At 58.4% G+C, this 25,062-nt stretch carries 26 protein-coding genes; 8 read left to right on the forward strand and 18 right to left on the reverse strand.

What is annotated here, in order from left to right; genetic code table 11:
* Positions 1-4: 4 nt before the first annotated feature.
* From C8N45_RS12105 to C8N45_RS23240, 11 genes are all read right to left on the reverse strand, one after another.
* Positions 5-1,294: a PQQ-dependent sugar dehydrogenase gene (locus C8N45_RS12105; RefSeq protein ID WP_108386513.1), complete on the reverse strand. Its 1,290-nt coding sequence runs from the start codon at positions 1,292-1,294 to the stop codon at positions 5-7.
* A 66-nt stretch (positions 1,295-1,360) separates the two neighbouring features.
* On the reverse strand, positions 1,361-2,464 hold the full coding sequence (locus C8N45_RS12110) for an alpha-hydroxy acid oxidase (protein ID WP_108386514.1): 1,104 nt from the start codon (positions 2,462-2,464) through the stop codon (positions 1,361-1,363).
* Position 2,465: 1 nt separating this feature from the next.
* Positions 2,466-3,020 carry a sulfopyruvate decarboxylase subunit beta gene (gene comE, locus C8N45_RS12115; RefSeq protein ID WP_108386515.1) on the reverse strand — a complete coding sequence of 185 codons (555 nt, stop codon included), beginning with the start codon at positions 3,018-3,020 and terminating at the stop codon, positions 2,466-2,468.
* Positions 3,017-3,523 (reverse strand): sulfopyruvate decarboxylase subunit alpha, encoded by a 507-nt coding sequence (gene comD, locus C8N45_RS12120; RefSeq protein WP_108386570.1) that lies wholly within the window; start codon positions 3,521-3,523, stop codon positions 3,017-3,019. The genes comE and comD overlap by 4 nt, the downstream gene beginning before the upstream one ends.
* 45 nt (positions 3,524-3,568) lie before the next feature.
* A complete protein-coding gene (locus tag C8N45_RS12125; RefSeq protein ID WP_108386516.1) occupies positions 3,569-4,558 on the reverse strand; it encodes a zinc-dependent alcohol dehydrogenase in 990 nt (329 codons plus the stop codon).
* The gene (locus tag C8N45_RS12130) at positions 4,555-5,316 is read right to left on the reverse strand and encodes an SDR family NAD(P)-dependent oxidoreductase (RefSeq protein WP_108386517.1); all 762 of its coding nucleotides are present in this window, start codon (positions 5,314-5,316) and stop codon (positions 4,555-4,557) included. The genes C8N45_RS12125 and C8N45_RS12130 overlap by 4 nt, the downstream gene beginning before the upstream one ends.
* Positions 5,309-6,616, reverse strand: coding sequence for a histidinol dehydrogenase (gene hisD / locus C8N45_RS12135; protein WP_108386518.1), 1,308 nt, complete (start codon positions 6,614-6,616; stop codon positions 5,309-5,311). Before hisD ends, C8N45_RS12130 begins: the two co-directional genes overlap by 8 nt.
* A 12-nt stretch (positions 6,617-6,628) precedes the next feature.
* Entirely contained in the window at positions 6,629-7,957 is a 1,329-nt protein-coding gene (locus tag C8N45_RS12140; protein ID WP_108386519.1) for a TRAP transporter large permease, read from the reverse strand.
* An 11-nt stretch (positions 7,958-7,968) separates the two neighbouring features.
* Positions 7,969-8,481 (reverse strand): TRAP transporter small permease, encoded by a 513-nt coding sequence (locus C8N45_RS12145; protein ID WP_108386520.1) that lies wholly within the window; start codon positions 8,479-8,481, stop codon positions 7,969-7,971.
* Between the two features lie 109 nt (positions 8,482-8,590).
* Positions 8,591-9,676: a TRAP transporter substrate-binding protein gene (locus C8N45_RS12150; protein ID WP_245882652.1), complete on the reverse strand. Its 1,086-nt coding sequence runs from the start codon at positions 9,674-9,676 to the stop codon at positions 8,591-8,593.
* 94 nt (positions 9,677-9,770) lie between these two features.
* The gene (locus tag C8N45_RS23240; RefSeq protein WP_168769470.1) at positions 9,771-9,944 is read right to left on the reverse strand and encodes a hypothetical protein; all 174 of its coding nucleotides are present in this window, start codon (positions 9,942-9,944) and stop codon (positions 9,771-9,773) included.
* Between the two features lie 151 nt (positions 9,945-10,095).
* Between C8N45_RS23240 and C8N45_RS12155 the strand changes: the two genes are divergently transcribed.
* Positions 10,096-11,121, forward strand: a complete 1,026-nt coding sequence (locus tag C8N45_RS12155) for a LacI family DNA-binding transcriptional regulator (protein WP_108386522.1) — start codon at positions 10,096-10,098, stop codon at positions 11,119-11,121.
* 14 nt (positions 11,122-11,135) lie between these two features.
* Here the strand turns inward: C8N45_RS12155 and C8N45_RS12160 are convergent, their stop codons facing one another.
* The gene (locus C8N45_RS12160) at positions 11,136-12,542 is read right to left on the reverse strand and encodes a helix-turn-helix domain-containing protein (protein WP_108386523.1); all 1,407 of its coding nucleotides are present in this window, start codon (positions 12,540-12,542) and stop codon (positions 11,136-11,138) included.
* 177 nt (positions 12,543-12,719) lie between these two features.
* Between C8N45_RS12160 and C8N45_RS12165 the strand changes: the two genes are divergently transcribed.
* The 6 genes from C8N45_RS12165 (at position 12,720) to C8N45_RS12190 (ending at position 19,166) form a co-directional block, all read left to right on the forward strand.
* Entirely contained in the window at positions 12,720-13,691 is a 972-nt protein-coding gene (locus tag C8N45_RS12165) for a Bug family tripartite tricarboxylate transporter substrate binding protein (RefSeq protein WP_108386524.1), read from the forward strand.
* Positions 13,692-13,766: 75 nt separating this feature from the next.
* Positions 13,767-14,258: a tripartite tricarboxylate transporter TctB family protein gene (locus C8N45_RS12170; protein ID WP_108386525.1), complete on the forward strand. Its 492-nt coding sequence runs from the start codon at positions 13,767-13,769 to the stop codon at positions 14,256-14,258.
* A 12-nt stretch (positions 14,259-14,270) separates the two neighbouring features.
* A complete protein-coding gene (locus tag C8N45_RS12175) occupies positions 14,271-15,782 on the forward strand; it encodes a tripartite tricarboxylate transporter permease (RefSeq protein WP_108386526.1) in 1,512 nt (503 codons plus the stop codon).
* Between the two features lie 22 nt (positions 15,783-15,804).
* Entirely contained in the window at positions 15,805-17,334 is a 1,530-nt protein-coding gene (locus tag C8N45_RS12180) for an acyl--CoA ligase (protein WP_108386527.1), read from the forward strand.
* Positions 17,335-17,339: 5 nt separating this feature from the next.
* Positions 17,340-18,320, forward strand: a complete 981-nt coding sequence (locus tag C8N45_RS12185; RefSeq protein WP_108386528.1) for a 2-dehydropantoate 2-reductase — start codon at positions 17,340-17,342, stop codon at positions 18,318-18,320.
* A 12-nt stretch (positions 18,321-18,332) separates the two neighbouring features.
* A complete protein-coding gene (locus tag C8N45_RS12190; RefSeq protein ID WP_108386529.1) occupies positions 18,333-19,166 on the forward strand; it encodes a universal stress protein in 834 nt (277 codons plus the stop codon).
* On the opposite strand, the gene C8N45_RS24100 is transcribed toward C8N45_RS12190, so the two are convergent.
* The 6 genes from C8N45_RS24100 to hydA form a co-directional block, all read right to left on the reverse strand.
* Positions 19,114-19,452, reverse strand: a complete 339-nt coding sequence (locus C8N45_RS24100; RefSeq protein ID WP_108386530.1) for a GGDEF domain-containing protein — start codon at positions 19,450-19,452, stop codon at positions 19,114-19,116. The two genes, C8N45_RS12190 and C8N45_RS24100, sit on opposite strands and share 53 nt — an antisense overlap.
* A gap of 126 nt (positions 19,453-19,578) precedes the next feature.
* Entirely contained in the window at positions 19,579-20,634 is a 1,056-nt protein-coding gene (locus C8N45_RS12200; protein ID WP_108386531.1) for an NAD(P)-dependent oxidoreductase, read from the reverse strand.
* Positions 20,631-21,545, reverse strand: a complete 915-nt coding sequence (locus tag C8N45_RS12205) for a dihydrodipicolinate synthase family protein (RefSeq protein WP_108386532.1) — start codon at positions 21,543-21,545, stop codon at positions 20,631-20,633. The genes C8N45_RS12200 and C8N45_RS12205 overlap by 4 nt, the downstream gene beginning before the upstream one ends.
* Positions 21,546-22,217 (reverse strand): aspartate/glutamate racemase family protein, encoded by a 672-nt coding sequence (locus C8N45_RS12210; protein ID WP_108386533.1) that lies wholly within the window; start codon positions 22,215-22,217, stop codon positions 21,546-21,548.
* Positions 22,214-22,603 carry a VOC family protein gene (locus C8N45_RS12215; RefSeq protein WP_108386534.1) on the reverse strand — a complete coding sequence of 130 codons (390 nt, stop codon included), beginning with the start codon at positions 22,601-22,603 and terminating at the stop codon, positions 22,214-22,216. The genes C8N45_RS12210 and C8N45_RS12215 overlap by 4 nt, the downstream gene beginning before the upstream one ends.
* The gene (gene hydA, locus C8N45_RS12220; RefSeq protein ID WP_108386535.1) at positions 22,600-24,015 is read right to left on the reverse strand and encodes a dihydropyrimidinase; all 1,416 of its coding nucleotides are present in this window, start codon (positions 24,013-24,015) and stop codon (positions 22,600-22,602) included. The genes C8N45_RS12215 and hydA overlap by 4 nt, the downstream gene beginning before the upstream one ends.
* Positions 24,016-24,173: 158 nt before the next feature.
* Here hydA and C8N45_RS12225 point away from each other — a divergent pair, with 158 nt between their 5' ends.
* Positions 24,174-25,058 carry a LysR substrate-binding domain-containing protein gene (locus tag C8N45_RS12225; RefSeq protein WP_108386536.1) on the forward strand — a complete coding sequence of 295 codons (885 nt, stop codon included), beginning with the start codon at positions 24,174-24,176 and terminating at the stop codon, positions 25,056-25,058.
* The last annotated feature ends 4 nt before the right edge of the window (positions 25,059-25,062 follow it).

Raw genomic sequence — 25,062 nt, forward strand, 5'->3', positions numbered from 1 at the left:
GTTGCTAGGCCCCTGTCACCCGCCAGATGATATCGCCCACGTCATCCGCCATCAGCAGTGATTTCTTGTCTGCCCCAAGCGTCACGCCGACGGGACGCCCGTAGGCCAGCTTTTCATCCACCGACAGGAACCCGCTCAGAATATCGCGGGATGGGCCACTGGGCGCGCCATTTTCGAATGGCACAAAGATCAGTTTGTAGCCGCTCAGCTTTGAGCGGTTCCACGACCCGTGCTGCCCGATGACCATTCCGTCGCCGAAACCGGGCAAGGTGCCTGCGGGCATCCAGCATAAGCCAAGCGATGCGGTGTGCCCGCCCAGCGCGTAATCAGGCTTGATGGAATTGGCCACTTTTTCAGCATCCTGCGGCACACGATCATCAACCACACGGTCCCAATAGGAATAGGGCCAGCCGTAAAAGCCGCCGTCTTGCACGGATGTCAGGTAATCGGGCGGCGTTTCATCACCCAGGCCGTCGCGTTCATTCACAACGGTCCAGAGCTTACCGGTCACAGGTTCCCACGCCATGCCAACCGCATTGCGCAAACCAGACGCAAAGATGCGCCCTTCGCCAGTGGCCACATCCAACTCCCAGATTGCGGCGCGGCCTTCTTCGACCTCCATCCCCTGATCCGCGATGTTGGTCAGCGACCCGACACCCACATAGATTTTGCTCTGATCCGGCGACACGATCAGGCTGCGAGTCCAATGGCCGTGGCCCTGAAACTCCAACAGCCGTTCGCCATCGCCCGACAGGGAGGTGGCCCCGGCTTCGTAGCCAAACCGCACGACTCCGTCGGTATTACCAAGGTAAAAATCGTCTCCGATCAGGGCCATCCCAAAAGGCTGGTTCTGGTTTTCGACGAACACCTCACGGGTTTCGGCTACGCCATCGCCGTCGGCATCCCGCCAAAGGGTCACACGGTTGGCACTTTCCCCAATCGCCTTGACCCGGCGCATGGTGGCCTGCGCGGCCTGATCCATTAAAGTCTTGGGCGGGCCTGCCTGTTCTTTCGATTCAGCGACCAGCACATCGCCATTCGGCAGCACCTCGATCCAGCGTGGATGGTCCAAACCCGAGGCAAAGGCATTAACCTTAAGCCCCGGTGCGCAGGTCGGCACATGACCGTCTTCCCACCCTTTCGCAATCGGCATTTTCAGGGTCATAATGCCTTGCTTTTTGGCCTCGGGGATTTGCGGTGTTGCACCCACAGCCTCGTGTGCTGGTGATCCCACCCGCCGCGCAAGCGCCACTGTTCCACCGACAATTGATGCCACCTTCGCAAGAAATTCCATGTCCAGCCTCCGATTTGCTCAGGGGACAGGTTAGCGGGAGTTTCGCAAAGACAACAGCAGCTTTTGCTATTCGGTCGGGCGGACCTCATCAAGGCGCGTTGCGCCAATCTGCGCCATGGCGATGCTGGCCTCGTCGCACAGGATTCTCCAGAGTCGATGCAGCCCTTCTTCGCCACCCGCCGCAATGGCAAATTGCAGGACGCGGCCGAAAAAGGTGAACTGCGCGCCCAAAGCATAGGCTTTCAACACGTCTTCGCCGCTGCGCAATCCGGTGTCGAAAAACAGGGGCATATCAGGCCCGACGGCCGCACGTATCGCGGGCAGGACGCTGATCGGTGCCGGCGCGCTTTCCAACTGGCGCGCACCATGGCTCGAGACCTGTATGGCATCCACCCCCGCATCGCGCAGCAAGACAGCGTCTTCAGCATCAAGCACACCCTTGACGACAAGGTTGCCCGGCCACATATCACGCAGCCGCGCCAAGGTGTCCCAATCGGCGCGCGCGCGGCTTTCTGTCCGGTCAAATTCGTAGCCGGGCATCTGGAAATTCGCCATCTCCGGCCGCCCTTTGAACAGGGCTGAGAGGGACCATTGCGGATGCAAGGCAAAGTCGATGAATTGCTTGGGGCCGATGCGGAATGGCATGGTAAATCCATGACGCAACTCGCGCGGACGGCGGCCCACTTCGGGGACGTCAACTGTCAGCACGATGGTCTTGTAACCTGCCGCCTTGGCCCGTTCGACCAGTTTGAACGTGCCTGTCCCGTCGCCGCTGAAATAGAGCTGGAACCAGGCGTTGCCTTCGGCGGCCTCGATCAATGGCTCCATCGCGGTGGATGCCACGGTTGATACGCCCAGCGGCACATTTTCGCGCGCAGCCAGCCGTGCCAGCATCAGGTCGGCCCCCGGCCCGGACAGGTTGCACATGCCCATCGGGCTTATGCCAAAGGGGGATTTGGTTTTCTGCCCGAACACGGACGATGAAAGGTCCCGCGCGCTGACGTCGCGCAGGATACGGGGCCGCAGGGTGAGCGCGTCAAAGGCGGCACGATTGCGTGCCGCGCCTGTTTCGCGCCCTGCGGCCCCGTCGATATAGTCAAACACCATCCAAGGCAGACGGCGCCGCGCAATGCGGCGGGCATCATCGCTGGAATGGATATTCGACGCCATCCTAGCTTGCGACGGCTGTCATGAAGCGGTCGCGGATGACCACAGGGTCTTTGGTGATGACGGGCAATTTGATGTTGCCGCTTTCACACTTCGACACGATGATCGTCATCTTTTTGCTGTCGATGGCTGCTTGCACCACCTTGCCGGTTTCTTCGGCCTGACAGGTCACAACATTTTCGCAACCGCAGGCGGCAGCAACGGCTTCCAGCCGGGTTTTCTTGCCTGCATATGTGGGCTGGTCGCCGGTTGATCCATAAGAGCCATTGTCGATGATCAACAGGATGTAGTTGTCGGCCACATTGTTTGCGATTGTGGGCAAAGTACCAAGGTTCGTCAGAACCGAGCCATCACCGTCAATAGCAATGACTGTCTTGGGTTGCGCAAGTGCCAGCCCCAAGCCGATCGAGGATGACAGGCCCATGGTGCCCAGCATGTAGAAATTGGTGGGCTGATCGTCGATCATATGCAGCTCTTGGCTGGGCAGACCGATGTTACAAACGACCAGTTGGTCACGCAGGATTGGCGCGATCTCGCGCAGGATTTCAGAACGGATCATTGGTCGCCGTAGCCTCCCCAGAAGGACGCATCCGTCAGGATCGCCACAGGTTTGTTGCACATGAATGTATATTTCAGGATCGCGTCGAGTTCATCTGCGTCGCTTTCCTTGTGGAAGTGGTAGGTTGGTATGTTGAGCTGGTTCAGCAGCGCCTTGGTATGCACCGCCATTTCCACCTGACAGGCCACAGGTTCACGCAATTCGCCGCGATATGAAATCAGCATCGGCAGGGGCATGCGGTAGAACTGCGTCAGGGTGGCCAGTGTGTTGATGGTCACACCAATGGCGGTGTTTTGCATGATGATGGCAGGGCGTTTGCCCCCCATAAAGGCACCGGCACACAGCCCCATGCCTTCATCTTCCTTGTTGGCGGGAATGTGAAAAATCTCTTCGCGGGCTTCGACTTCGTCAATCACACCGGCCAGCTGTTTGCATGGCACGGTCGTGATGAAGGACACGTCATTGGCGACGAAATCATCGACGATTTTCTTGGATATACTCACGGCTTTGAAAGCTCCTGTTTTGCGCATCTGGTGATGTTTGCGGGTTTATGCGTGCGGGTTGAGGATAATTTTAGGGGCGGCGGTTAAACCGGCCCTGATGTCGGCAAAGGCGGTGGCCCCTTCAGCAAGGGGGCGTTGTTCAGTCCAGTCAAGAGGCCCAAGGCGCCCGTCGAAAATCGCGGCTGCGGTATCGCGGAAATCCTGTGCGGTGTAGGTATAGGTGCCGATGAAAGTGATTTCCTGCAAGGTCATGCGCCTCACATCCAGCCCGCCGGTCCCTTCACCAAGCCCGATATGGCCAATAACTCCACCCGGGCGGGCATGGGCCGATGCTGTGGCGCGCGTTGCCGCATAGCCCACACCGTCGATCACTAGATCAAACAGCGCATCATTGGGCAGGTCATCAGGCGCAACGGCGTTTTGACCGCATTGCCCGTTCAGCACCTCACGGCGCAAGGCGTTGGGTTCAACGATTGTCACATTCGGGACGCCCTGCGCCGTCAGCGACAAGGCCGCACCCAACCCGATGGCGCCGCCACCAATGACCAGGGCATTTGCCGCCGCGCCATCCAGCGCCCTTTTGGCAAGTTTGACCGCATGCCAACCGCAGGCGATTGGTTCTGCAAGGGCGGCAGCGTTCAACGACGTGCCTTGCGGGACCGTGACCAGATTTTCGTCACGCATTGCAACATATTGCGCAAAGGCCCCTTCGCGCGGCGGCATCGAAATGATCTTGCGTTCGGGGCAAAGGTTGTCATGCCCTGTCTGGCAGGCCTTGCATGTGCCGCAGCCCACTAGCGGGTTGATCGTGACGCGCTCGCCCGCGCGCGGGCCGCCAACAATTTCGCCCGCAGCCTCGTGCCCCAGAATAAGCGGGGCGGGTCTGCGGTCATCATGCCCCAGATAGGCATGCATGTCAGAGCCGCAGATGCCCACCGAAAGGACTTTGATCAGTTGCTGGCCCGCCTCGGGCACCGGATCAGCTGCATCGCGGTAGCCCAGCTTTTCGGGACCGTCGTAAATAAGTGCTTTCATTTTGCAGTAAAACCTCCATCTACCATGAGGATTTGCCCAGTCACATAAGCAGACGCATCCGAACAAAGGAAAAGCAAAGGCCCGTCGATGTCTTCCAGCGCGCCATTACGCCCGATGCAGGTTTGGGCGGCATTACGGGCTGCGCGTTCGGGGTCGGCGAACACCGGCCCGGTCAGTTCGGTCGGGAAAAAACCCGGCCCGATGGCGTTGGCGTTAATACCACTGGTGGACCATGCTTCGGCCATGGCGCGGGTCAACTGGCCAATGCCGGCCTTTGATGCACCATAGCTGACCCCGCCCGGAAAGGCGCGTGTGGTTTGCAGCGATGCGAAGTTCACCACCCTGCCCCAGCCTTTGGCCTTCATCGCGGGCACAAAGGCCTGCGTCAGAAAAAACGGGGCCGCAAGGTTCAGGTTCAGCGTGACATCCCATCCTTCCGGGGTCACATCATCGGCCGCTTCACGGGTGTTGATACCAGCGGCATGTACGATGATGTCAGGTGCGCCAAAGGGGGTGGCGATCCGGTCGGCGATATCCGTGATCTGGTCGCGCTGCGACAGATCAGCGGCCACCGTTGCAGCACTTTCTCCGGTCTGTTCGGCCCAGTCGGCCAAGGCTTCCGCACGGCGGGCGACGCCCACCACTTTTGCGCCTGCCGCGGCAAGCGCAATTGCGGCCCGTTGACCAAGGCCAGCACTGGCCCCGGTCACACAGGCGACACGGCCAGTGAGGTCAAACATGGCGGGAAGATCAGCCATCGGCGCTCAGATCGAAGTTTTCGCCGGGGAAATATTTGGCAAGGCGCACATCTGCCGCGCGGGCGTGTCCTTCCATCCCTTCCAGCCGCGAAATACGCGCGGTGGCTTCGGCCACGCGCTTTGATCCTTCACGAGTGGCCTGCTGCCATGTGACGATCTTCATATATTTATGCACCGAAAGGCCGCCGGTGTAGGACGCCGCGCGCGATGTTGGCAGCACATGGTTGGTGCCCGATGCCTTGTCACCGTAGGACACGGTTGTTTCTTCGCCCAGGAACAGCGAGCCGTAGCAGCTGAGCCTGTTCAGCCACCAATCAAGGTCCTCTGCCTGCACGGTCAAATGCTCGGGAGCGTAATCATCGGATGTGGCGGCCATTTCTTCACGGTCTGCGCAGACGATGACTTCTGCATAGTCGCGCCATGCAGCGGCGGCGTTGTCGCGGTTGGTTTCCGGCAGATCGTCAATCAGGGCCGGGATGCGATTCATCACGTCCTGCGCCAGATCTTCATTGTCCGTAACCAGCCAAACAGGAGAGTTATACCCATGCTCCGCCTGCGACACGAGGTCAGTCGCCACGATATGCGGGTCCGCGGTCTTGTCAGCCAGAATAAGGCTGTCGGTTGGTCCTGCAATCATATCAATACCCACGCGGCCGAACAGGATGCGCTTGGCTTCGGCCACAAACTGGTTGCCGGGGCCGACAAGGATGTTGGCCTTGGGCAAGCCAAACAGACCAAAGGTCATTGCCGCCACACCCTGCACGCCGCCAAGTGCCATTATCGTGTCAGCACCGCTGATGTGGGCCGCATAGATAATCGCAGGCGCAACACCAACACCGGGACGCGGTGGCGAAGTCGCCACGATATGATTGCAGCCAGCCACCTTGGCCGTCGTTACGGTCATGATCGCGCTGGCGATGTGGCTATAGCGTCCGCCGGGCACATAACAGCCCGCCGCATCCACGGGGATCGCTTTTTGACCTGCCGTGAAACCGGGCGCAATTTCATAGGTGATATCGCTCACCGTCGCTTTCTGCGCTTCGGCAAAGCGGCGCACATTGTCATGGGCGAACTGGATATCGTCCTTGAGCTTCTGCGGCACCAAATCGGCGGCTGCGGCAATTTCTTCGGGCGTAAGAATGATATTGCCGTCGTATTTGTCGAACTTCGCCGCATATTCGCGCGCAGCGGCATCACCGCCCTGCTCGATATCGTCCAGAATCTTGCGCACTGTGTCGTGCACATCCGATGCGCCCGATTGCGCGGTCAGCGTTGCTTTCTTGAGGTAGTGTCGTGCCATTTGAGGATCACCTTATTTATAGATGTCAGGAAGCATGGTTGTCGAAATTGCCGGTACGAAAGCAATGAGCAAGACGACAATCAGCATGAAGAAAACGAAAGGAACGGCGCGCCATGCAATGCGCAGAATGGACTCGCCGGTAATGCCGGAAACAACAAACAGGTTCAGCCCCAGCGGCGGCGTGATGAATCCAACGCCCAGCGCCGTGATCATCATGATGCAGAACTGAATTTCGTTCATGCCGATATCATCCGCCAGCGGCTTGAGGATCGGGGCGAGGATTACGATATTGGGCGTGGTCTCCATGACGCAGCCCGCCGCGATCAGAATGCCGATCATCATCAGGATCAGATAGGTCGGGTTATCGGTCAGCGCAGTGACGGAATAGACGAACCCCTGCGGGACCCCCATGATCGCCAACGCCTGCGCCAGTGGCAGCGAAAAGGCGATAATCGGCAGGATGATCCCGTTCACCTTAGCTGATGAAATCAGCATTGCCGGAAAGTCTGCAAGCTTGAGCGTGCCCAGAATGAACCCGATAATGATCGTGACGATCACCGCGGTCGCGCCCGCCTCTGTCGGGGTCAGCCGCCCCGAAAAGATACCGTAAAAGATGATGCCCGGCACGATGAACGCATACCAGCCAGAGGCAAGCGAGCGGCCAAGGTTGCCGAAATACTCGGATGCCGACAGGTTGCCGCCGCCTTCATAGCCATAAATCCGGTTCACAACGATATTTGTGATCAGGATCGAGGTCAGGATCAGAATGCCGGGGATCAACGCGGCAAGAAACAGGGTCGAGGCCGATATCCCCAACACCAGACCGATAATGATATAGGCAATGGACGGCGGGATCAGGATGCCGGTACAGGCCCCCGCTGCCACAAGCGCGCAGGCATAGGGGCGCGGATAGCCGCTTTCGACCAGACGGTCGATTGTCATCCGGCCCACAGCCGCAGCCCCCGCCGCGTCAGAGCCCGAGATCGCGGCGAACATCCCGCAGACCAGCACTGTTGCGGACCCGAACCCGCCCTTGGCGAACTGGGTCAGCGCCTCTGCCACATCAAGAAATTTGCGGGAAAGACCCGTGCGCACCAGAACGTCACCAGTCAGAATGAACAGGGGCACAGCCGTCAGGGCAAAAGCGTCAATTCCGTGAAACAGGCTTTCACCCACCAGCCCCAAAGGTAGATCACCTGACATCAGCAGCATCGTGATGGCGGCGACACCGATTGAGGCCCAGACGGGCACGGCCAGCGCGCACAGGACGACAAAGATGATGACGGGCAGATAAAAGTCCCAGCCCAGCTCGACCGCTTGATTAAGGGTATTCCAAAGCATGACCTATCCCCTCAATCGAACAGTTTGTCGCCCTCGTAGACGGGGGTGCCGTCGCGGAGGCTGCGCAGGTCGCGCATGAATGACTGGACAAGGCGCAGGATCATCAAAGCAAAGCCGATGGGCACCGCAAGAAGGAACCAGACCATGGATATGCGCAACCCATGGCTAACCGATCCGAACTTCCACGACACGTGGACCGCTTCCCATGAATAATAAAGCGCAATCAGGGCGACGCCGAACATCACCAGATCGCCAAAAATATAAAGCAGCGCTTTCATGCGCGGTCCAAGGTAGTGCATGACCACATCAATTCGGATGTGGGCGCGGTCCTTGACAGCCGCTGCGGCCCCTATCCATGCCAGATAGATAAAGGAATAGCGCACGATTTCCTCGCCCCAAATCGACGAATAGGCGAAAATCTCGCGGCGCAGCACCTCGACCGCCATCGTCATGACAAGCATGACGTAAAATACCAGAAGCGCCCATTTTTCGGCGTCCCTGTTCAAGCGTTGCATTGTATTCATGACGGACCCCTCGTGTTGTCGCGCCGGCGATGACGGCGCGACAAACCTTGGTGTGTGCGCGGTGAGTATCAGTAGTTCGGGGCACCCGGTTGGGTGCCCGCGCCCCTTTTTAAGCGTCGTGGACGTAGTAGCGGCCCATCGTGCCAGCCGCTTCTTCCAGCTTGGCGAATGTGTCCATGGACCCGGCCAGCTCGACCTTGAAGCTGTCCCACTCAGAAAGCTGATAACCGCCTGTTGCCTGCCATTCGGCCAACTGATCGTCGGACAGCGAGTGGAATTCAACGCCAGCCTTGCGCAGTTCGGCCATGGCGTAGTTACGCGCCGATGGCACTTTGGCAAGGTTCTGGTGACGGGTGATTTCAGCGGCTTCCATGATCCCGTCCTGCACGTCGGCAGGCATGGAGTTGAACCATTCAAGGTTGCACGAATAGACTTGGCTGTCAGGCACGGCCTGCGTAAAGGTCACATGAGACAGGATATCCTTGAAGCCGAAGACGTACAAAGCACCCACGGACGGATCAAGCGCGTCAGCCACACCCTGTTTGATCGCAGATGGTGTTTCGCCCCATGCCACAGGAGTCGGGTTCGCCCCGACCATGCGGTAATACTGCTGCAACATTGCCGACCCGGGCACGCGGAATTTGACGCCAGACAGATCGCCAGGTGTCAGCACAGGGCCTGAGCCGCCAGCGCGCACAGCAACGACGCGCGGATCGATATTGACGTAGAACAGTGCCTTGAAACCTGCGGCTTCGACCTTGGGGTTCACTTCCTGCGCCCAGACATCGGAATGCACAAGGTTGGTAAATCGCTGATTGGAGCCGCACAGATACGGCATGTTGATCAGGTCAACGACCGACGCGAAAGGTGCGAAGTTTGACAGCGAGTGTTGCGCGGCCTGAATGGTGCCACCCTGTACGGATTGTGCCAGCGCACCACCTGCGCCCAACTGGCCACCGGGGGCCAGCTTGACATAGACTTTGCCATTTGTGGCGTTCTGGATGTTTTCCTTCAGGTCGAGCTGCATGATCGGATAGCTGCGCGTCGCACCCAGCACATAGGCCGTGGCGATGGTCATCGTATGTTCGGCGGCAGCTTCGCGGTCGCGCTCTTCATTGGCGGTCTGCGCAGTCGCTTCGGTCGACCAGAGCGTACCCGCCGCACCGGCAACCATGGCCGCAGTGAAACTGCCCATGCCAGCCAGTTTCAAGAAATTGCGGCGTTCCGCCGACTTGATCCTTGCAGTTTCTTTTTCCAAGATTTGTCCTCCCCAGACAAGCTGAGCCGCGCTATTGGTTCGCGTCGGCCTCTTTCTTCAGAATTGCTATGACAAAGAATATGGCGACGCCGCTCAGGACCAGCATCTCGCCTACGTCACTGAGGAATGCTGCATTTGATGCCGCCCCCAACCCAACGTTCACGACAAACACGATGAAAAGTATGATCGCTGCGATCAATGGCATTTCATCTCTCCTCCCCGTCGCTCACCTGATTCTCACCCAAATGTAAACGCTTACATAAGCCAAATGCAAGCGTTTACATTTCTGACTGTTTTTTTTATTGGGTGCGCCTCGCCTTGATGCGTATGTTGGCTCAAGAAATGCAGGTCCGGGAATGAATGTGAAACGTCCAACGCCAACACTTCACGATGTTGCAACACGCAGCGGTGTCTCAACCGCGACAGTGTCACGTTGCCTGAATTTCCCCGATCAGGTCGCAGAGCGGACCCGCAAAAAGGTCATGAAAGCAATTGATGATCTTGGCTATTCGCCCAACTTCGGAGCCAAGGTGATGGCCGCACGCCGCACCAATACGATCGGGGCCATCATTCCGACGATGGAAAACGCGGTCTTCGCACGCGGATTGCAGGCCTTTCAGGAGGAACTGCGAGACCATGGCTTTACGATGCTGGTGGCAAGCACATCTTACCGCCCCGATGTCGAGGAAGAACAGGTTCGTGCCCTCGTCGCACGCGGCGCGGACGCCCTGCTGTTGATCGGTCATGACCGTGACCCTGCTGTCTATGAGTTTCTTGAGGCCCAAGGCGTGCCTGCCCTTGTGACATGGGCCTTTGATGCCGGGTCGCAGCGTCCGTCTGTGGGTTTTGACAACAAGGCGGCAATGCATGAGATGGCCTCAGAGGTCATCGCTCTTGGGCATCGCAATCTGGCTTTCATCTCGGCAAAGACACGGATGAATGACCGCGCAACAGCCCGCTATCACGGGATAAAAAGCGCTATGACCGAAGCCGGGTTGAATCCTGATGACCTTTTGTTTGCCGAGACGACCTATAGTATCGAACACGGCGCGGAAGAGTTCGAGAAAGTCATGCAAGCGCCGGTCCGCCCAACAGCAGTGTTTTGCGGCAACGATGTTCTGGCCGTGGGTGCCCTGCGTCGCGCAAGAGAATTGGGGATCAAGGTCCCGCAGGAGGTATCTATTCTTGGGTTCGACGATATCGAGCTTGCCCAGATTGCATACCCGGCACTGACGACCGTCCATGTCCCGCACCGCGAAATGGGGCGGCGCGCGGCAATGGCTCTGGTGGGGCTGCTCAAGGACGGAACGCCCATTAAACCAGTCAAACTCCACGCGGCACCAATCTTTCGGGATACGCTGGCCGCTGCCGCGGGTTCCTGACAGGGCACACCGGTCTAGCTCTCATAGCGCGTTGATCCACGCCGATTGGCATCGACGGACAGGTTCAAGTGCATCGGCTCGTGCGCACGTTGCGAACAAGCCTGACGCGGGCAGATATGGCAATTGATCCCGATCTTGGCGACATTCGCATCATCGGTCACGCGCAGGTCGCGGGCATATCCGATCTGCTCTGCATGGGCCCTTTCGCAGCCCAATGTCACCACAAGGCGACGGCCTTGGGTATGTCGGCTGACGACCGGCCTGTCAGTTGTGCGGCTGATCGTAAAAAACTGTCCCGCATCAGGCAACTCGACAAATTGCGGGATGATATTTCCGGGCGCCGCAAATGCGCTATGGATGTTCCAGACAGGACAGGACCCGCCCTTGTCGGCCAGTGAAAACGTGGTGGCGTTGAACCGTTTTGTCACATTTCCCGCCCGATCAATGCGCAGGAAAAAGAATGGCACCCCAAGGGCACCCTTGCGTTGCAGGGTCGTCAGCCGGTGGCACACCATTTCAAACGACACGCCAAACGTCGCCGCAATCCGGTCAATGTCATAGCCTGACGTTTCCGCCAGTGACAGAAACGGGGTATAGGGCATCAGGAAAGCGGCCGCAAAATAGTTACTCAACTCGACCCGGCACCGGGCGCGCGCGGCTTCCGGCAATGCTTCGGCCGCATCGATCAGTGTTTCGATCAAGTGGCTGCAAGTGACCATCGCCAGCACATAGGCCAGCTGGAAGTTGCGATTGACCTGATCCAAGGCTTCCGAGAGCAGCACGCGTCCGCGAGCCTCATCAAATACTCTGAGAGTGTCGGATTCGCTAGTGATGGTGACAAGCTCGACCTCGATGCCGTAGGCGTTGACCAAATGCCTTTTAAGGTTGGCATAGATATCATCGGGCTGCCCCCCTACTGCATCACGCGCCTGATCTGCAGCCTGCTCAAGCTGCGCAAAATGATTGGAATGCTGACGGAAAAATTCGTAGATCGCGGCCTCGGCCGAGGTCGCCAGCATGTCGGGCACCGCGGCTTGCGTGTCAAGATGCGTCAACCGGCCCAGCATGGCCCGGTAATTCTGGTGCAGTTGCATGAACTGCGCCACCAGTCGCGGCGCATGATCGAGGGCCGCGCGCAATTCTTGCAGATCAGGGCGATCTCCGGTGAAAATCGGATCGCGGAAAGTTGCCCGCAAGTCCGCCAGTTGGGTCACATCATTGTCGTTGATCAGCTCCTGCCACGCGACACCATACGAATCGGTCAACGCCAACAGAATCTTGACCGACAGGCTGCGCTGGTTGTTTTCCAACAGGTTTACATAAGAGGCGCTGACGCCCAGTCGCCGCGCCATATCTGCCTGTGTTTGATTGTGTGCACGGCGCAATTGCCGCAATTGTGGGCCAACTAGTGTCTTCGTCATGATTACAACTTTACAGATTCGAGATTTGTCTACGCAACAAATAACACATCAACCACAATTTTCGTGAAATTTTATTTCACACGTCTAGCTAATAGGGTACCACAGCGAGGACGATGGGAAACCTGAGGTTGTACATCGCACAAATCGCTCACTGTTAGACCCTTGGGAGGACATTACATGAGTTACACATTCCTACGCCGCTTTACATCGGCCACCGCGGCGCTGGTTTTTGCCGCGACAACAACCGTCGCGCAGGACTGGCAGCCTGAGAAGCCCGTCGAGATGGTCATCATGGCAGGTCAGGGTGGCGGCGCTGATCGTCTGGCCCGTCTGTTCCAGTCCATCATCCAGAAAGAAAAGCTGTCGAACATGCCGATCCTGCCAGTGAACAAGGGTGGCGGCTCCGGCGCTGAGGCGCTGCGCTATCTGTCTGACAAGCCGGGTGACAACCATGTGATCATGGCGACTTTGAACAGCTATTACACTACGCCCTTGCGCACCGATATTGGCGTCAACATCGAAGAATTCACGCCTATCGCTCGGATGGCTTTGGATACATTCGTATTGTGGGTCAACGCTGACAGCGACATCCAGACACTTGACGATTATGTTGCTGCCGTCAAAGCATCAGGTGGCTCATGGAAGATGGGGGGCACTGGTACAGGGCAGGAGGACAGCCTGGTGACTGCGATGCTGGAAAAGGAATTCGGCATTGACGTCACTTACGTGCCCTTCTCGGGTGGCGGTGATGTCGCGCGCAACCTTGTCGGCGGACATATTGATTCGTCTGTGAACAACCCGTCCGAAGCGCTGGGTTTCTATGAAGCCGGCAAATTGCGCCCAATCGCAGCCTTCACACCTGACCGGATCTCTGTCTTCCCCGACACACCAACAATGGGCGAGTTGGGCCATGACCTTGTTTACTGGATGCAGCGGTCGTTCGTAGCGCCAAAAGACATGGCACCAGAGGCTGTCGCCTATTACACCGACATGTTCCAAAAGCTGAGCGAGTCAGAGGAATGGCAGACCTACACGGCCGAAAAGGCGCTGATGTCCGAATTCCTGACCGGTGATGATCTGCAAGCCTACTTCCTTGAAGAGCGTGGCAAGCATGCTGATTTGCTCAGCAGCATGGAAGAAGGCTCCTGAACAGCACGTTGACCTATCATCAGGTGGGGCAGTACGTTGCCCCGCCTGACCAATCCGCAAATATGAGAATACCCAATGCTGATAGCTGACAGGCTTATCGCGGCAGCCATCATGGCGATGTCCGCGTATTTTATGTGGCACGCGATGGTGCTGCCGATTGGATGGAACGGCATGACCGGGGGACCTGGCGGCGGTGCCTTTCCTTTCTGGCTGTCAGCGATCATGTTTGTCTGTGCCGGCGCAATTCTGGTCAGGTCGCTGCGCGGAAAATCGGACTATGCCGGCGACTTTTTTGATCCTGACACGCTGCGCGCTGTCGTCACGGTGGTCATCGCACTGGTTGTGACAATCGCCCTGATCCCGTGGGTCGGCTCTTACATCGCCTTGCCGCTTTTCTTGTTCTGGTACCTCAAGATCTTTGGCAAGCACAGTTGGGCGCTGACCCTTTCGATCATCATCGGAACCCCGCTTTTCCTGTTCTTTTTCTTCGAGGTCACGCTGAAAATTCTGCTGCCCAAAGGGCTGACCGAACCTTTCTTCGTCCCGCTTTACGCGATGTTTTTCTAGGAAGTCTGACTGATGGAACTAATCGGACACATGATGGACGGGTTTGCGACGTCGCTGTCGCCGCTCAACCTGATGATTGTTGTGCTTGGGGTCACAGCGGGCCTGTTTATCGGCGCGATGCCCGGATTGGGGTCAGTCAATGGCGTGGCGATTGTGCTGCCCCTGACCTTTATCGTGCCCCCCTCGTCGGCCATCATCCTGCTTGCGGCCATCTACTATGGCGCGATGTATGGCGGGGCGGTCAGTTCGATCCTGTTGGGGATTCCGGGCGCGTCAACGGCGGTGGCGACCACCTTTGACGGGCGACCGATGGCCCAACAGGGCAAGGCGGGGCTTGCGCTGATTGCCGCGGCCGTCGCGTCCTTTGTTGGCGGCACGATTTCGGTCATACTGTTCACGCTTTTCGCGGCACCATTGGCCGATATTGCGTTGCAGTTCGGCCCGCCGGAAGAATTCGCACTTGTGCTGCTGGCCTTCACGACGTTTGTCGGCCTTGGCGGTGATGACGTGCTGAAGACAATCATCATGATTTGTCTGGGTCTGGCGCTGTCCACCGTCGGGCTTGACCTGATTTCCGGCCAGCCGCGCCTGATCTTTTTTGACCAACCGGGTTTCTATTCCGGCATCAGTTTTCTGGTGCTCGCCATCGGGGCCTACGGTGTGGGCGAAATCCTGTACACCATCGAGACCTCGAAATCGGCACCGCAAGTCACGCCCGCGCGGCTGACATTCCGTGAACTCGGGCATGGCCTGAAAGAAATGAACCGGCTTTGGAAAACCATGAGCTTTGGATCACTCATCGGCTTTTTCGTGGGGATGCTACCCGCCGCAGGCGCCACACCCGCCGCCCTCATGGCTTACGGTTTGGCAAAAGTCACATCAAAGAACTCTGACCAATTCGGCAAAGGTGCGATCGAAGGGGTCGCCGCACCCGAAACCGCCAACAACGCCGCATCGACCGGCTCGCTGTTGCCGATGCTGACGCTGGGCATCCCCGGATCACCGACCACGGCGCTTTTGCTGGGTGGCATGGTAATGTGGGGGCTTGTGCCCGGACCGATGCTGTTTATCGAACAGCCTGACTTTGTCTGGGGGCTGATTTCATCGCTTTACACGGCCAATTTCGCGGCCGTTCTAGTGAACCTCGCGCTTATCCCTGTGTTTGTCTGGGCGCTGCGGATGCCATTTACCGTGCTTTGCGCGCTGGTCTTGATCCTGTGTATCGTAGGGGGCTACGCGCCCAGCCAGAAGATGCACGATGTCTGGTTGATCGTAGGCTTTGGCGTTGGTGGATATCTGCTGCGCAAGGCCGACTATCCGATGGCACCCTTGGTCCTTGCACTGGTGCTCGGCCCCTTGATGGAAAAAAGCTTCCGCCAGACGCTAATTGCGGAACAGGGTAACATACTTGCTTTCATCGAGCGGCCGCTATCTGCTACCTTCATCGCGATCAGCGCGATCTTCTTCCTGCTGCCACTTTTGAAATATGCGCGCGGCCTGACGCGTAGCAAAGCAACTGCCTAACTTTGAACGAAGGACTATCCCCATGCATACAACGATGAGCGCCCTTTTGAGTGGTCATGACGGGTCAGCCCCTGCCATCGGCGCGCCTGATCGCGCGTGGCTGACTTATGACGGGCTGCGCAATCTGACGGACACCGTCAAAGCTGCATTGCATGGTATGGGAATCGGTAAGGGCGACCGGGTCGCGATTGTCCTGCCCAACGGACCGGAAATGGCGACGGCTTTTGTCACAATTGCGCAGGTGGCCACGACCGCGCCGCTTAACCCCGCCTACCGCGAAGAAGAGTATGACTTCTACCTTTCCGATCTCAAGGCCAAGGCCCTTGTGGTGATGGATGGCTATGATGGCCCTGCCGTTGCAGCGGCAACCAAGGCAGGCATGGCGATTGTGCGGGTTTGCGTGCCAGATGGCGCCCCTGCCGGATTATTTGAATTGGAATCCGATGCCACAGGCACTGCCGACTCCTCTGATCCGGCGGCCGATGATGTGGCATTGATCCTGCACACGTCCGGCACCACATCGCGCCCCAAGATCGTGCCTCTGCTGCAATCCAACGTGGCGGCTTCAGCCGAGCATATCAAAGTGTCACTTGACCTGACCCCCGCTGACCGCTGCCTGAACGTGATGCCCCTGTTTCACATCCACGGCCTGATTGCCGCTGTAACCGCATCACTGGCTGCCGGTGCATCCATCTGGTGCGCACCGGGCTTTGACGCGCTGCGCTTCTTCAGCTTCATGAAAGAGGCAAAGCCGACATGGTACACCGCCGTACCAACCATGCATCAGGCAATCCTGAGCCGGGCAAGCCGGAATGCAGACGTGATCGCCGCAAATCCGCTGCGGTTCTTGCGGTCATCCTCGGCGTCGTTGCCGGCACAGGTGATGGTAGCCCTGAACGAGACCTTCAACGCCCCCGTGGTCGAGGCTTACGGCATGACCGAAGCAGCACACCAGATGGCCTGCAACCCGCTTGAATCCGGCACCCAGAAACCGGGTGCGGTTGGCATCCCCGCAGGCCCCGAAATGCGCATCGCCCACGAAACCGAGGACCGTCTTATTGATGGAACCGGCGAAGTTGCAATCTCTGGGCCCAACGTCACGCCGGGATATGAAAGCAACCCCGAAGCAAACGCCAAGAACTTTTTTGAAGCAGAAGGAAAGCGTTGGTTCCGCACCGGCGATCAGGGGGCTTTTGACGACGAAGGCTACCTGCATCTGACCGGCCGCCTGAAGGAAATCATCAACCGTGGGGGCGAAAAGATCAGCCCGCTGGAAGTCGATGGCGTGTTGCTGGACCACCCCGATGTGGCACAAGTCGTGACATTTGCCCTGCCCCACCCAAAGCTCGGCGAAGAAGTCGCCGCAGCCCTTGTGCTAAAGGAAGGGTCCACCGCCACCGAAAAGGACATCCGCGCCTTTGCCTCCGAACGAATGGCCGATTTCAAAGTGCCGCGCAAAGTGATCATCCTTGATGAAATCCCCAAAGGCGCCACCGGCAAAATGCAGCGGATCGGCTTGGCCGAAAAGCTGGGCTTGGTAGAAAAGGCCTGAACACCATGAAAATCTGTATTTTTGGAGCAGGCGCAATCGGCGGCTATATGGGCGTCAAGCTGGCGCAGGCCGGGGCCGATGTCAGCCTTGTGGCCCGCGGGCCACATCTGGCCGCCATGAACGAAAAGGGCCTGACCCTGATCGAGGAAGACAAGGACCCTGTCACAGTTCCCGTCACCGCCAGCGACAACCCCGCCGATCTGGGGCCGCAGGACTATGTGATCGTCACGCTCAAGGCGCATTCAGTGCCTCCCGTCGTGCCCAAAATGCAACCGCTGATCGGGGATAACACAACAATCGTGAGCGGCGTGAATGGCGTGCCATGGTGGTATTTCCACAAGATCGGCACCGACCTTGAAGGCACACGGCTGGCCACGGTTGACCCCGGCAATGCCCAATGGGATGGCTTTGGACCGGACCGGGTGTTGGGCTGTGTCGTCTACCCCGCAGCCGAAGTGACCGAACCGGGCACAATCAAACATATCGAAGGCAACCGCTTTTCGCTGGGCGAACCCGACGGCAGCAAATCCGACCGTGCGTTGGCCCTGTCCAAGGCGCTGTCGGCTGCCGGATTGAAAGCACCCGTGCGCCCGCGCCTGCGCGATGAAATCTGGGTCAAGCTCTGGGGCAACCTGTCATTCAACCCGATCTCGGCGTTGACACATGCCACGCTGGATGTCCTTTGCACCGACCCCGGCACGCGGGCGGTCGCCAAGGGAATGATGCTGGAGGCACAGGAAATCGCCGAAAAACTGGGCGTGAAATTCCCCATCGATGTAGAGCGGCGGATTGACGGCGGTGCCGCTGTGGGTGCGCACCGCACTTCAATGTTGCAGGACCTTGATCAGGGGCGCCCGATGGAAATCGACGCGCTTGTTGGTTCGGTGCAGGAACTGGGGCGCGTGACAGAAACGCCAACCCCGACAATCGACACGGTGCTGGCACTCATTCAATTACGTGGCCGCACTGCGGGACTTTACGGGTAAAAGGTTCAGACGATGACGATCAAGAATATTCTTGTGGCCTATAACGGGTTACCCGGCTCAAACACCGCCCTGCGGGGGGCCGTCCTGATGCAGCAATATTACGACGCGCATCTGACCGGGCTTTTTGCGCATGGCAACCCGGTCTTGTCGCGCCAGATGAAACCCTGGATGCCGAAGAAAATTCAAGAGGCGATCATGTCCGTCGCCGACAGCCCCAACAGCGACATGCAAGACAAATTCAGCGAGACCTGCGCAAACGTACCGCCTGAAAAGCTGCATTGGATCGACAGTGGCGGTTCGGTACAGCGGACCGTCGCGCGCTATGCCCGGCTTTTTGACATCACCGTTTTGGGGATGCACGAAAGTACGCTTGAACAAAACCTGAGCCATATCGACATTTATCCAGACCGCGTCACCTTTGACAGTGGGCGTCCGGTCATCATCTTTCCGGCCAATTTCGAGGGCAGCCTATTTGGAAAACGCGCCGTTCTGGCTTGGGACGGCGGGCGCGCCGCAGCGCGGGCCCTCGCTGACGCGATGCAGATTCTCAAGGCCGAGGATGAGGTCGAAATCGTATCGGTCGGGCGTTCCCCCCTCGCGGATTCACTGCCCGGGATCGACGTGCGCACCATTCTGGATCGCCATGATGTGAACGTGACGCTGACCGAACTTCCGCGCAGCAAAAAATCTATCGCGGACACGCTGGTGAACCATTGCGATACCGTCGGCGCAAGCCTGCTTGTCATGGGGGCCTACGAACACTCGCCCCTGCGCGAAGGTCTGATCGGCGGCGTCACCCACGATATTGCACTGCGCGCCAAAATTCCGGTCTTGATGAGCCACTGAACAACGCAATAGCTGCACACGCCGAAACGCACGAAACATGCAGCTTAGGGTCACGCCCTGTTGACTTTGCCTGAGAGAGAGCAGCATCAGCCCGTCGCAGAACGACGTCAAATTTCAGATAATTCAGTGTGGGTTCTGAAATGCCAAAGTTCGCGGCAATCGGCAGTGGCACGCCATCAAAAACAAACGGTACGCCGATGACTCCATTGCGGATCACGCGGGCTTTTGCGATCGCAGCCTCGTGCATCGCGTCGCGCAGAATAACGCAGAACCCTTCGTCCCCCATCCTGAAACTGGCTCAGGTCATCAACTTCCAGGGGACGTCGTGTGCGAAACGCATTGCCACCAAAATGTCATTGGCGCTGAACCCCGCTTTGAATTCTGCTGGCTGCTCTGTATCCGGCGGGTCGGTTTACTTGCGTTCCTTTGCCATATCGGCAACCTGCGCGGCATCCCCAACCCCGGCCAATGAACCAATTTTGGCTGTGTCAGCCCGCCCCAATTGTCGCGCAGGCCCGCCCGAAAAGATCGCGCTCAGGTCGGCCACAATCATATCACCGATCAACTGGCGTCCCCCCTTCACCGCTGCCGCCCGGTGCGGCGAAAGGATCACATTTTCAACCCGGCGCAGTGGGTCATCCGCAGCAATGGGCTCATGCGGGAACACATCAATGGCAGCCCGGATGCGCCCTGATGTCACCGCATCCGTCAGCGCGTCGAAATCCACCAGATGCGCCCGGCTCAGCAAGACAACAAGGGCCTGATCCGGCAGTTTGGCCAGATTGGACGCATTCAGAAGATGCAGGTTTTCAACGGTCGGCACAGCAGTCACGAACAGGCATCGCACATTGCGCAAAAGCGCATCCAAATCCATCAAGGTCACCCCGAACCGGTCTGCAACATCCGTGGGCAGCCACGGATCATATGCCTTGATTTGAGCGGAAAACGGAGCCAGAAGGCGGCTTAATTCCTGTGCAATCTGACCAAACCCGATAAAGCCGATCTCAGCACCAAACAGCGAAAAGTCAGTGTGGGTATTGTCGTTCAGCCAGTTTTCCCCACCCGCACGAAACTGCTCGTGTTCAGTGACCAGCCCCCGCGCACCGGCAATAGCCATGCCCAGCCCCATTTCAGCCACAGCCCGTCGGAAGCCCGGCGCACAACTTAACACCTCGACCCCCGCCGCGTCACAAGCCGCATAGTCGATGGTGTCGGGAAACGCGCCCGATACCTCGATCACGGCTCGCAATTGTGGGGCTGCGGCCAATGCATCAGCTTGCACATGCGGTGTCGCAGCAATCAGAACCGATGTATCGGGCAATGACGCCGCCAAAAGCTCTGGCGGCATCGGGTCGTCCTTGCCCCAGACCACGTTGTACTGGTCAAAAAGCTGCGCTTGTGCCGGGGCCGAAAACAATTCATCCATCTGGCGCCAATGAGGATCAAGAATGATAGTCGGTTTTGTCATAGGCCCAAAACCCGCAGTCTCGCAACCTGCCGGCTGGCAAGCGCATTGACTTCCTGACAGGCCGCATCGCTCAGCACCGCCCCCGGTTTGCGCAAGGTCGGATGGGCAATCACGCCGCGTTGCGCCAGCGTATATTTCCTGATGGCCAGCCCCATCCCCGGTTGCGCCTCGTAACGGACCATTGGCATGTAGGCGTCAAAAATATCGCGGGCACGCTCAATGTCGGTGGCTGCGGCGGCGATGACCTGCGCCATCATTTCAGGATAGGCAAAGCCGGTCATCGCCCCATCCGCACCCCGCAACATTTCTTCCAAAAGATAAAGCCCGCCATTTCCACACAGGATTGAAATCCGGCGCGCACCTGCGTCGGAGGCCGCACGCAGTGCGCTGATTTTCTCCAAGCCCGGCCAATCTTCATGTTTGAGCATCATGCAAGTCGGGCAATCCGCGATGATCTGCAAAATGACCGACGGTGAAATGACAACCCCCGTGACCAGCGGAAAATCCTGCAAAACAAATGGTATATCGCCCAAAATATCTGCAATTCCGCGATAGTATGTCCTTATTTGATCATCCGTCCGCAAGCTGCCGGGCGGTGCGACCATCACACCGGCTGCACCCTTGTCCATCGACCCATCGGCCAGCGTCTTGATCGCAGCAAACCCGGGTGCAGAGACGCCGACAATCACCGGCACCGTACTGCGGGCGACAACCCGGGCGACCATCTGTTCCGATTCAGCCGCTGTCAGCTTGCCCGCCTCGCCCATCATCCCAAGGATAGTCAGCCCGCTAGCCCCCTTTTCAATGTAGAAATCGACCATCCGATCTACGCTGTCCCAGTCGATGGACCCGTCAGGCAGAAACGGGGTTACGGCAATCGTATAGACGCCTTTGGTTTGTTCATTGATCATCTAATTCTGGTCCCTTCGATGACTTTGGCCTAGCGCAATATGCCCAAGCACCATGGCTGTGGCCGCTTGGCAAGGTTCGACCACGGGCAATCCGGTTTCTGTTTCCAGGGTGGGGCGGTAATGCGCCATGCCTGCGCACCCCATAATCAGCACATGCGCACCATCTTCATCCCGCAGCCGTTTGCCCGTCGCAATCATCGCGGCAAGGCTTCTGTCCGGATCGGCCAGATCGGCCACGCCAAGCCCCAGCGCACGATCCCCCGCGAGCCTGTCCAGCACGCTCATTGCACCAAAGGCGCGCAGATGACGCGGGATTGAGCCGGGCATGATCGCGATCACCCCAAAGCGTTGGCCAAGGGTAAGGGCGGTCATGACGGCAGCCTCTTGAATGCCCACAACGGGCAAATGGGTCTGGTCACGCAATGCGTGCAGCCCCGGATCACCGAAACAGGCAATGACATAGCCTGCCGCGTCCGCCTGTTCTGCGGCCAGTTTCAGCATCGGCGCCACGGTCAGATCCGCCTGCTTCTGGCTTTCGATGCCCGGCGGTCCTTCGGCTAATGTCAAGCACCTGATCGGGGTGCCAAAGCTCCGCAAAGGCGCTACGGCCGCATCTATCCCGTCGGTCACCGTTTGCGATGAATTGGGGTTTATGATGATCAGCGCACTCATGCGCCTGCCCGCGTCGCTGACTGAATTTCGATCTGGTAGCCCTCTGGATCGTGAAAGACAAAGGCGCGGATGCCGAGTTGGTCATTTTCGAACAGCTCAGAAAGTCCATCAAGGGCGTGCTCACGGGCATAGGCATACCATGCATTCACATCCACCACCCTGATACACAGTTGCACCGGCTTTTGCGCCGACCATTTGTTCATGCCCCGCGTTTCGTCGACCAGCCCAACATGGGCGCCGGGACAAATCTGGTAGATCTTGCACCAGCCCTGATCGATGGCCAGCGGCAAGCCGATGATGTCCTCGTAGAACTGCATCGCGCGGGGCAGGTCGCGATAGTAAAAGAATGTGATTGCAAGGGCGTGCGGCGCCTCCGGTCGGGTCATTTTGCCTCCTGCAAATGGCGCGGGCGGGTCGCCAAAACAGGCCTGTTGATCCACTGACCAGTTCCGGGAGTGCCATCAAATGTGCCGTTCCGGCAGATCACCGTGCCGCGCAACATCACTTGGGCCGGCCAACCGGTGATTGTGCGGCCCTCCCACGGATTATAGCCCACATTGTCATGCAGATCGTTGGGTCCGTAAGTGACGGTCTTGTCAGGGTCCCAGATCACCAGATCAGCGTCCATCCCTTCGCCGATAACTCCCTTGCCCGGCAGCCCGTAGATCTGCGCTGGCGCAGTGGCGGTGATTTGCGCAAACATTTCTGGCCCCTGCCCGCCCGGTTGCATCATGGCATCAAACATCAGCGGCAACCGCGTTTCCAGACCCGGCAGACCATTGGCAATCTGGTGAAATCCCGCATCAGGCCCGGCAGAAAGCTTCCCGCTTTCATCGTAGCGATAGGGCGCATGGTCCGATGACACCAGATCCAGATCACCAGCGGCGAGCGCTTGCCACAGGGCCTGCTGGTCTGCCGCCTGTCGTTGCGGCGGCGAACACATCCACTTGGCCCCTTCCAGCCCCGGTCGGTCCAGCACGTCTTCGGTCATGAACAGATAATGCGGGCATGTTTCGGCCCAGACAGGCACGCCCGCAGCACGTGCCATTGCCACCTCGGCGGCCCCTTCGGCGGTCGACACATGGAACAACATCACAGGTTGGTCCAGATAATCGGCAAAGCGGCACATCCGACCAATTGCATCAATTTCGGCGAAGCGCGGGTGCGATGCGGCATGATCCTTGGGGCGGGTCTGACTCGCAGCGATCAGAGCTGCCTTCGCATGGCCCAGTATCGCATCGGTTTCAGGATGAACGCACACCAGCGCACCATGCGCGCGCGCCTGCGCCATGACAGACAGTATTTCGTGGTCGTCCAGCTTGATATTGTAGGTGGTAAATACCTTCAGCGACCGGTGCCCGCTGGCAATCAATGCCGCCAGATCAGCCTCGAAGTCAGGCACCGCAAGATCAGTCAGCGTCAGATGAAAAGCATAATCAATCATCGCGCCGCGTTGCGCCCGTGCGCTGTAGTCGGCCACCGTTTGGGCCAGCGGTTGGCCCTTGGCCTGTGCGGCAAAGGAAATCACGCTTGTCGTGCCGCCCATCGCCGCCGACTTTGTGGCAGTTTCAAACGTGTCCGCGTTAATCACGCCCATGCCGGACATCTGTTCGATATGAGCATGCGCATCCACGCCGCCCGGCATCACCCATTTGCCATGGGCGTCTATCTGCTTTTCGGCTATCAGTCCGGTACCAATCGCGGCTATCTTGCCATCCTTGATACCGACGTCAGCGGTGATGACACCCTCTGGCGTGACCACCTGCCCGCCACTGACTACACTGTCAAAAGTTGTCATCTTGCCCGTTTCCTTCGCAAAGACCGCCCTACCCGACTTCAAGTGATCACTGACTGGCAGGGAAGGTCAAGCAGGCACTCCGATGCCCTCCTTTTTTTGGCGCAAAGCTTGCTTTTGGGGTGGGAATAGTGATGTCATAGCGGCGGAAGGATTCTGATGTGAACAATGCCCCCCACCTGAATTATGTCAGGTCCTTTGAGGCCGCCGCACGGCACCTAAGCTTTACCGCCGCCGCCGAAGAACTGGGCTATACCCAGTCCGCGATCAGTCATCACGTCAGATCGCTTGAAGAATTCATCGGGCGTCCCCTTTTCATCCGTCACCCTCGCAGCCTTGCGCTGACAACACTGGGCGAGGCCTATCTGCCCGCCGTCCGCCACGCCCTGACAGAGATTGACGAAGCAACCGAAGCGATCATGACGTCGCTGCACGAAAAGAAGGTCGTGGTGTCTTGCCCCATTTCATTGGCGCAAAATTGGCTGACCCGTGTCGTGGCCAGCTTCAATGGCGCGCATTCCGACATTGCCGTGACGATTCACGGCAGGATTTGGGGGGATGAATATGAAGGGATTGCCGATGTGTCATTGTCATCGGCCCGTCCAGAAGAGGCCCCCGATGGTGCCGACGTCTTGTGGCGTGAAAAACTGGCGGTTGTTTGTGCGCCTGACTATCAGGTCAATGGCGCGCCGCTGACAGAACCCGCGCAGATGCGCGATGCGCAGCTGATTCATATGTTGGGGCGGACCGCCTATTGGCAAATCTTTGCAGCGCATCACGGCTTGACCAACTGGAACCTTGCCAGCGGTGCCAAGACAAATTCCCTGAATGTCGCACTTGAACTGGCCGCCTGTGGGCAGGGCTGCGCCATTTTTCCCCGATCACACCTTGGCAACTATCTGGACCGGGGGCTGCTGGTCGAACCGTTTGCCACGGACATCGACAGCCCGTGGTCCTGTTACATCTCCAAGCCGAAAGGGGCGGGCAACAAACCGGCCCAGATATTCAGGGCGTTTCTGATCGATTTTGCCAAGGCTGGTCCCTGACCCA

It is taken from the genome of Yoonia sediminilitoris, from assembly GCF_003058085.1.
GTDB classification, from domain to species: Bacteria; Pseudomonadota; Alphaproteobacteria; order Rhodobacterales; family Rhodobacteraceae; genus Yoonia; species Yoonia sediminilitoris.

Excerpts from the sequence above, each read along its gene's own strand:
- C8N45_RS12155 (WP_108386522.1), top strand. The coding sequence starts at position 10,096 with ATGAATGTGAAACGTCCAACGCCAACACTTCACGATGTTGCAACACGC.
- C8N45_RS12150 (WP_245882652.1), bottom strand. The coding sequence starts at position 9,676 with ATGGGCAGTTTCACTGCGGCCATGGTTGCCGGTGCGGCGGGTACGCTC.
- C8N45_RS12165 (WP_108386524.1), top strand. The coding sequence starts at position 12,720 with ATGAGTTACACATTCCTACGCCGCTTTACATCGGCCACCGCGGCGCTG.
- C8N45_RS23240 (WP_168769470.1), bottom strand. The coding sequence starts at position 9,944 with ATGCCATTGATCGCAGCGATCATACTTTTCATCGTGTTTGTCGTGAAC.
- C8N45_RS12205 (WP_108386532.1), bottom strand. The coding sequence starts at position 21,545 with ATGATCAATGAACAAACCAAAGGCGTCTATACGATTGCCGTAACCCCG.
- C8N45_RS12190 (WP_108386529.1), top strand. The coding sequence starts at position 18,333 with ATGACGATCAAGAATATTCTTGTGGCCTATAACGGGTTACCCGGCTCA.
- C8N45_RS12200 (WP_108386531.1), bottom strand. The coding sequence starts at position 20,634 with ATGACAAAACCGACTATCATTCTTGATCCTCATTGGCGCCAGATGGAT.
- C8N45_RS12185 (WP_108386528.1), top strand. The coding sequence starts at position 17,340 with ATGAAAATCTGTATTTTTGGAGCAGGCGCAATCGGCGGCTATATGGGC.
- C8N45_RS12180 (WP_108386527.1), top strand. The coding sequence starts at position 15,805 with ATGCATACAACGATGAGCGCCCTTTTGAGTGGTCATGACGGGTCAGCC.
- hisD (WP_108386518.1), bottom strand. The coding sequence starts at position 6,616 with ATGGCACGACACTACCTCAAGAAAGCAACGCTGACCGCGCAATCGGGC.
- C8N45_RS12145 (WP_108386520.1), bottom strand. The coding sequence starts at position 8,481 with ATGAATACAATGCAACGCTTGAACAGGGACGCCGAAAAATGGGCGCTT.
- C8N45_RS24100 (WP_108386530.1), bottom strand. The coding sequence starts at position 19,452 with ATGGGGGACGAAGGGTTCTGCGTTATTCTGCGCGACGCGATGCACGAG.
- C8N45_RS12160 (WP_108386523.1), bottom strand. The coding sequence starts at position 12,542 with ATGACGAAGACACTAGTTGGCCCACAATTGCGGCAATTGCGCCGTGCA.
- C8N45_RS12110 (WP_108386514.1), bottom strand. The coding sequence starts at position 2,464 with ATGGCGTCGAATATCCATTCCAGCGATGATGCCCGCCGCATTGCGCGG.
- C8N45_RS12125 (WP_108386516.1), bottom strand. The coding sequence starts at position 4,558 with ATGAAAGCACTTATTTACGACGGTCCCGAAAAGCTGGGCTACCGCGAT.
- hydA (WP_108386535.1), bottom strand. The coding sequence starts at position 24,015 with ATGACAACTTTTGACAGTGTAGTCAGTGGCGGGCAGGTGGTCACGCCA.
- C8N45_RS12170 (WP_108386525.1), top strand. The coding sequence starts at position 13,767 with ATGCTGATAGCTGACAGGCTTATCGCGGCAGCCATCATGGCGATGTCC.
- C8N45_RS12130 (WP_108386517.1), bottom strand. The coding sequence starts at position 5,316 with ATGGCTGATCTTCCCGCCATGTTTGACCTCACTGGCCGTGTCGCCTGT.
- comE (WP_108386515.1), bottom strand. The coding sequence starts at position 3,020 with ATGATCCGTTCTGAAATCCTGCGCGAGATCGCGCCAATCCTGCGTGAC.
- C8N45_RS12210 (WP_108386533.1), bottom strand. The coding sequence starts at position 22,217 with ATGAGTGCGCTGATCATCATAAACCCCAATTCATCGCAAACGGTGACC.
- C8N45_RS12105 (WP_108386513.1), bottom strand. The coding sequence starts at position 1,294 with ATGGAATTTCTTGCGAAGGTGGCATCAATTGTCGGTGGAACAGTGGCG.
- C8N45_RS12215 (WP_108386534.1), bottom strand. The coding sequence starts at position 22,603 with ATGACCCGACCGGAGGCGCCGCACGCCCTTGCAATCACATTCTTTTAC.
- C8N45_RS12140 (WP_108386519.1), bottom strand. The coding sequence starts at position 7,957 with ATGCTTTGGAATACCCTTAATCAAGCGGTCGAGCTGGGCTGGGACTTT.
- C8N45_RS12175 (WP_108386526.1), top strand. The coding sequence starts at position 14,271 with ATGGAACTAATCGGACACATGATGGACGGGTTTGCGACGTCGCTGTCG.